Consider the following 6,421-nt stretch of genomic DNA (forward strand, 5'->3'; position numbering starts at 1 on the left):
AGCCGCAGTATCGGCTCCCCCCATGCCGCTGGTCGCGACGGCCGCCTCCTTGCCCCTGGCCGAGGCCTGCTGGCACGCCCTCGTTCTGGGGATCGTTCAGGGGTTGACGGAGTTCCTGCCGATCAGCAGCACGGCCCACCTCAAGGTGGTCCCGGTGTTCCTGGGCTGGGGAGATCCCGGAGTGGCGTTTACAGCCGTGATCCAGCTGGGCAGCATCGCCGCCGTGCTCGGCTATTTCCGCAAGGACCTCGCTGAGGTGGGCGCCGGTGTGGCTCGCGCCTTCCGCCATGGCCAGTGGAACGATCCGCCGGCGCGGCTGGGTGTCGCCATCGCCATCGGGACGGTGCCGATCCTGCTGGCGGGTCTGGCCATCAAGCTGCTGCTGCCCGGCTACGAGACCTCCCCCCTGCGCAGCCTGACGTCGATCGCCATCGTCTCGATCGTGATGGCGCTGCTGCTGGCGGTGGCCGAACTGGTGGGCCGTCGCCGTCGCCTGCTTGAGGCCGTCACCCCCCGCGACGGCCTGCTGGTCGGCCTGGCCCAGACCCTGGCTCTGATCCCTGGGGTGTCGCGCTCGGGCAGCACCCTGACGGCCTCCCTGTTCGATGGCTGGCAGCGGGCCGACGCCGCGCGCTTTTCGTTTCTGCTCGGAATCCCCGCCATCACCCTGGCGGGGCTGGTGGAGCTCAAGACGGCCGTCGGTTCGGTGGCCACCGGCGGTGTGATTCCGATGCTGGTGGGCATCGCCGCAGCGGCGGTGGTCTCCTGGCTGGCGATCGCCTGGCTGCTCCGCTTCCTGCAGCAGAACAGCACCTGGATCTTCGTGATCTATCGGCTGCTGTTCGGTCTGGTGATCCTGCTGGGGTTCCGGGGCCTGGAGGGGGTCACCCCCTGAGCGGGCGGGGCCGCCACACTGGAGCCACAGTTCTGTCGTCCTCGCCGTCATCGCCCGTGTGGAAGGAGCCTTCCTCTGCCCTTGCCGGGCCTGTCAACCAACCCCGGCCGGCGCTGGTGGCCACGGTGGAGCCGGGATCGATCGCCGAGGAGCTCGGCTTTCAGCCGGGTGATCGCCTGCGAAGCATCAACGGGATACGGCCGAGGGACTTGATCGACGTTCAGGTGCTCCAGGGGGAGGAGGAGCTGGTGCTGGAGGTGGAAGACCCCGATGGCAGCCTGCATGTGGTGGAGCTGGAGAAGGACCTGGACGAGGGGCTGGGGCTGGGCTTCAGCGAAGCCCTGTTCGATGGCCTGCGCCAGTGCAACAACCACTGCCCCTTCTGCTTCATCGACCAGCAACCGCCGGGGCGCCGCGGCAGTCTCTACCTCAAGGACGACGACTACCGGCTCAGCTTTCTCTACGGCTCCTACCTCACCCTCACCAACCTGACGCCGGCCGACTGGAGCCGGATTGAAGAGCAGCGCCTCTCCCCCCTGTTCGTGTCGGTCCATGCCACCGACCCGGAGCTGCGCAGCCGCCTGCTGGTCAATCCGCGGGCCGGCCTGCTGCTGCAGCAGCTGGCCTGGTTCGCCGAGCGGCGCCTGCAGATCCACGCCCAGGTGGTGGTGTGTCCGGGGCTGAACGACGGGGAGGCCCTGGAGCGCACCCTCACCGACCTGGCGCGCTTCGCCACCGGACCCTGGCCGGCGGTGCTGTCCACCGCGGTGGTGCCGGTGGGTCTGACCCGCTTCCGGCCGGATGGCGATGCGCTGCGACCGGTCGATCGCGATGGGGCCCTGGAGGTGATCGCTCGGGTGGAGCGTCTGCAGCGGATCTTCCAGGCCAGCAGCGGCAGCCGCTTCGCCTGGCTCTCCGATGAGTGGTTCCTGATCGCCGGCCAGCCCCTGCCTCCCCGGGCCAGCTACGAGGACCTGCCCCAGCAGGAGAACGGCGTCGGCAGCATCCGCGCCTTCCTCGAGGATCTGGAGGAAGCCACCCTGGAGCTGCCGAGCCGGATCGCCACCGGCCGTCGCTGCAGCTGGGTGGTGGGACGGCTGGTGGCGGAGGCGCTGCAACCGGTGGTGGAGCGCTTGAACAGCGTTGAGGGGTTGGAGCTGCTGCTCCACGGCCTGCCCAGTCCCTACTGGGGCCAGGAGCAGGTGGTCACCGGGCTGCTCACGGGCTCCGACCTGATCGAGGGGCTCGGCGGCCATGACCTGGGTGAGGAACTGCTGCTGCCCAGGGTGATGCTGCGGGAGGGGGAGGAGGTGTTTCTCGACGACACCACGCTGGCGGAGCTGCGCCTCCGCCTGCCCGTGCCGGTCCGGTTGCTGGGGGGTGCGGACGATCTGGTGGCCGCCTGCCTCGGCACCCCACGGGGAGATGCTTAAGCTCGGGCGGAAGCGAACGGTTCAACGTGAGGCCCCAACCACTCCTGCTCGCGGCACTGGTGGTGCTTCCGTCGGTCGGCTTGCAGATGTTGCCGGCAGGGGCCCAGCCGGCTTCCGCCCCTGTAAGCCAGGCGGTTCCGGCTGTTGAGCCGCTGCCCCTGGCGCCGGAGGTCAAGGGACCCCGGCCGAAGTCCAACCCCAACGTGCTGGCTCCCGCCGCCAAGGAGTTGCCCCCCGCCCTGCAGGATCTTCGGGCTCCCAATCCCCTGGCCCTGCCGGTGAAGCCGGCCCAGGTCCGCATCCGTGAACTGCGCCCCCTCGGCTTGGCCGATGTGGAAACCCTGGTCGAAGTCAATAACCCCGAGCTCAAGGCGATCGCCAGCCAGGTGGAGCAGGCCCAGTCGGCCCTGCGCGCCCAGATCGCCCTCTGGTACCCCACGATCCAGCTCAACGCCAGCAGCCTGCCCACCTACACCGGTGGGGAGCAGTTCAGCAGTGCATTCACGGGCACCGGCCAGCAGCCCGGCAACACGATCACCAGCATCTGGCGGATGTCGGCGGTGATCCAGGCCAGCTGGGGCCTGATCAATCCCACCCGCACGCCGCAGATCGCCGCAGCCCGCGACAGGTTCGAGCAGGCCAAGAACCAGTACCTGATCGGCCTTCGGGCCCGGCGCCTGGAGGCGGCGGAGGCCTTTTTCAACCTCCAGGTCTCCGACGAAACCGTCCGCATCGGCCAGGAATCGGTGCGCTCGTCCCTGGTGAGCCTGCGGGATGCCAAGGCCCGTTTTCAGGCCGGTGTGGCCACCAAGCTGGAGGTGCTGGAGGCGGAAACCCAGCTGGCCCGCGATCAGCAGGTCCTCACCCAGGGTCTGGCCGACCAGGCCATCGCCCGCCGCGCCCTGGCTGCCCTGCTCGATCTGCCCCAGGACGTGACGCCCACCTCCAAGGAGCCTTCCCGGGTGGTGGGCTCCTGGCTGCCCTCGCTGCAGGAGAGCATCGTTGCTGCCTATGCCTTCCGCGAGGAGCTCGACAATGTCCTGCTCAACATCTCCATCGCCAACAGCGAGGCAAACACCGCCCTGGGCCGGGTCCAGCCGTTTCTGAACATCGCCTACGGCCTTACCGGTGGTCGCACCAGGGGGGTTCAGTTCGCCAACCTCAATACCCCCGGGGTCAACTTCGGCAACGAGGGTTGGTCGGTCGAGAACACGGTGGGTCTGAACCTCAATTGGACCTTGTTCGACGGCGGTGCCGCCCGGGCCAACTACCGCCGCCAGAAGCAGGTGGCCCAGCAGAGCACCTATCAGTTCGCCCAGCAGCGCGACGCCATCCGCCAGGAGGTGGAAACCAACTTCTACGAGCTGGAGAAGAACAACCGCAATATCACCACCACCTCCCGCGAGGTGATCTCCACGAGGGAATCCCTGCGGCTGGCCCGCCTGCGCTTCCAGGCCGGCGTCACCACCCAGCGGGAGGTGGTGGACACCCAGCGCGACCTCACCCAGGCCGAAGTGCGCTGGTCGACGGCCATCTCTGATTACAACAAGGCCCTGGCCCGGTTGCGGCGCTTCACCGGCCTCGACCAGGTTGGCCTGTGCCAGCGCCAGTCCCTGCCGGCCACCAGCCCGAGGGCGGCAGGTTCGTCGGAAATTCCGGTGGAGCCCCAGCCCCTGATTCCCGCCTGCCGGGCCGGCAGCCCGATCGGGCGCGAGGCCATGCCGCCGGGGTCCTGACGCCCGTTGTCGTCCCACCTCCGCTCCGGCCTGACCCTCCCCGCCACCATGCGCCTGGGTCTTTTCCAGGGATGCCTGGGCTGCCTGGCGGTGATCTTTTCCGGTCTGCTCAACCGGATCATGCTCAGTGAGCTGGGCTTTCCCGGACTGCTGGTGGGTGGCGCCCTGGCCTTTGAGCAGTTCGTGGCCCCGTCGCGGGTGCTGTTCGGCCAGATCTCCGATGCCCATCCCCTGGCCTCCCGGCATCGGGTTCCCTACGTCCTGATCGGCACGGCGGCGTTCTGCCTGCTGGCGGTGCTGTCGGTACCCCTGATCTTCGAGGTCGGACGTCTGCTGCAGGACGGCAGCCAGCCCGGCCTCGCCCTTGGCATCGCGTCCCTCTGCGGCCTGTTTGCCCTCTATGGCCTGGCGATTTCCCTGGCGACCACCCCCTACCTGGCCCTGGTGATTGACCGCACCAGCGAACAGGAGCGGCCCCGGGCGGTGAGCATCATCTGGTGCATGCTCACGGTCGGCATCGTCATCGGCGCCGTGGCCATCGGAGTGAGCCTGCGCTCCCTTGACGGGGTCAGCGATCCGGTGGTGCTGCAGGCGACCCTCTCCCGCTTCATGACGATCGTGGCGGCGACGGTGATGCTGCTGACGGTTGTGGCCACCTGGGGAATGGAATCGCCCCTGCGCGAGCGCAGCGACGGGACAACGGCCCGGCGGGAGGATGCCATCGGCCTGAGGCAGTCCTGGACTCTGATCACCTCCAGCCGCCAGGTGCTGATCTTCTTTTCCTTCCTGATCCTGTTCACCCTCGCGCTGTTCCTGCAGGATCCGGTGCTGGAGAGCTATGGCGCCCAGGTCTTCGCCATGCCGATCGCCGCCACGGCCCAGCTCAACGCCTTCTGGGGCGTCGGCACCCTGGTGGGCTTGCTGCTGGCGGGTCTCTGGGTGGTTCCCCGGCTCGGCAAGATGGCCACGGCTCGTCTGGGCTGCCAGCTGATCGCCCTGTCCCTGCTGCTGCTGATCGTGGCGGGCCTGACGGCGAGGATCCCCTTCCTTCAGGCCGTGATGGTGCTGTTCGGTCTGGCGGCGGGCATCGGCACCAACAGCGCCCTGTGCCTGATGCTCGATCTCACCTTGCCTCAGGCTGCTGGCACCTTCGTCGGGGTCTGGGGTCTGGCCCAGGCCCTGTCCAGGGCGATCGGCAAACTGCTCGGCGGTGGCCTGTACGACATCGGTCGCTCCCTGCCCCTTGGGGAGGGCCCCTATGGCGCCTTCGCCCTGGTGCTGGGGGTGGAGTTGCTGGTGGCCCTGGCGGCCCTGGTTCTGTTGTCTCGCGTCAACGTGCGTCAGTTCCGGGAGGACACTTCCCGCAGCCTCAGCCAGGTCCTGGAGCTGGAACTGGGATGACGCCTCTTTCCCCACAACCCCTCGATCCTCGGCTGGAGACCTTGATTGATCGGGTCGCCGAGCGGCAGCGCGCCGATTTCGGCCACAGCCACCCGGATCTGAAGGCGGACGGCTCCTTCATCACCGCCTGTGATCGCTGGAGCGACGCCACGCTGGTCGAGGGGCTGGCGGAGCTGTTCCCTGGAGAGGGCGTCCTCAGCGAAGAAGGCCGCCAGCAGGTGCCCGCGAGTCCTGCTTACTGGGTGGTGGATCCGCTGGATGGCACCACCAACTTCGCCGCCGGCATCCCCTATTGGGCGATCTCGATGGCCCGTTTCGAGGCCGGAGTGCCGGTGCTCGGGATCCTGGATGTGCCGCCGCTGCGTCAGCGCATCGTGGCGATCCGGGGTCTGGGCGCCTGGCGCAACGGCAAACCCATTCCGCCGCCGGCCCAGCAATTGCACAATGCCGGCTGTGCCTCCCTTTGCAGCCGATCGATCCGGGTGCTTCAGAAGCTGCCGCACCGTCCTTTTCCTGGAAAGATTCGCCTGCTGGGCGTGGCCAGCTTGAACCTGGTGTCGGTGGCCATGGGCCAGACCATGGCGGCCCTGGAGGCCACACCGAAGATCTGGGACCTGGCGGCGGCCTGGGTGGTCCTGGAGGAACTGGGGTGTCCCTTGCGTTGGCTTGGACCAAGTCCGCAAGGGCTGCAGGCCGGGACGGACCTGGCTGAGACGAATTTTCCGGTCCTGGTGGCCAACCGCCAGGAGACATTGGACCGCTTCATGCCCTGGGCTGAAGCCCTCGAGACGCCCAAGCCCCCAACCAGGTGATATGATTTTGGACTGCACCCCAGAGAGCGAGAGCTCAAACGGGACGCGGACTTACTGAGACTGAGAGGCGTGAGCCGACAGTGCTGTAAGTTTTCTGAGTCGCCGGGAGGCGACGTGCCGCGAGAGCCCCGGAAGGGGTGGAAC

The 6,421-nt window shown here is 68.1% G+C and carries 5 protein-coding genes; all 5 read left to right on the forward strand.

Annotation, left to right across the window (positions count from 1 at the left end):
• Positions 1 to 22: 22 nt before the first annotated feature.
• Genes KBZ33_RS06735 through KBZ33_RS06755 form a run of 5 tightly spaced genes read left to right on the forward strand, consistent with a single transcriptional unit; the run spans position 23 to position 6,277 of the window.
• Positions 23 to 895: an undecaprenyl-diphosphate phosphatase gene (locus KBZ33_RS06735; protein ID WP_254951410.1), complete on the forward strand. Its 873-nt coding sequence runs from the start codon at positions 23 to 25 to the stop codon at positions 893 to 895.
• A 56-nt stretch (positions 896 to 951) separates the two neighbouring features.
• Positions 952 to 2,328, forward strand: a complete 1,377-nt coding sequence (locus KBZ33_RS06740) for a TIGR03279 family radical SAM protein (RefSeq protein ID WP_254951408.1) — start codon at positions 952 to 954, stop codon at positions 2,326 to 2,328.
• A 59-nt stretch (positions 2,329 to 2,387) separates the two neighbouring features.
• Entirely contained in the window at positions 2,388 to 4,064 is a 1,677-nt protein-coding gene (locus KBZ33_RS06745) for a TolC family protein (protein ID WP_254951406.1), read from the forward strand.
• Positions 4,065 to 4,070: 6 nt separating this feature from the next.
• Positions 4,071 to 5,465, forward strand: a complete 1,395-nt coding sequence (locus KBZ33_RS06750) for a BCD family MFS transporter (RefSeq protein ID WP_254951404.1) — start codon at positions 4,071 to 4,073, stop codon at positions 5,463 to 5,465.
• Complete coding sequence (locus KBZ33_RS06755; protein WP_254951402.1) at positions 5,462 to 6,277, forward strand: inositol monophosphatase family protein; 816 nt, start codon at positions 5,462 to 5,464, stop codon at positions 6,275 to 6,277. The genes KBZ33_RS06750 and KBZ33_RS06755 overlap by 4 nt, the downstream gene beginning before the upstream one ends.
• Positions 6,278 to 6,421 lie beyond the last annotated feature (144 nt).

Source organism: Cyanobium sp. Cruz-8D1 (assembly GCF_024345975.1).
GTDB lineage: Bacteria > Cyanobacteriota > Cyanobacteriia > PCC-6307 > Cyanobiaceae > Cyanobium.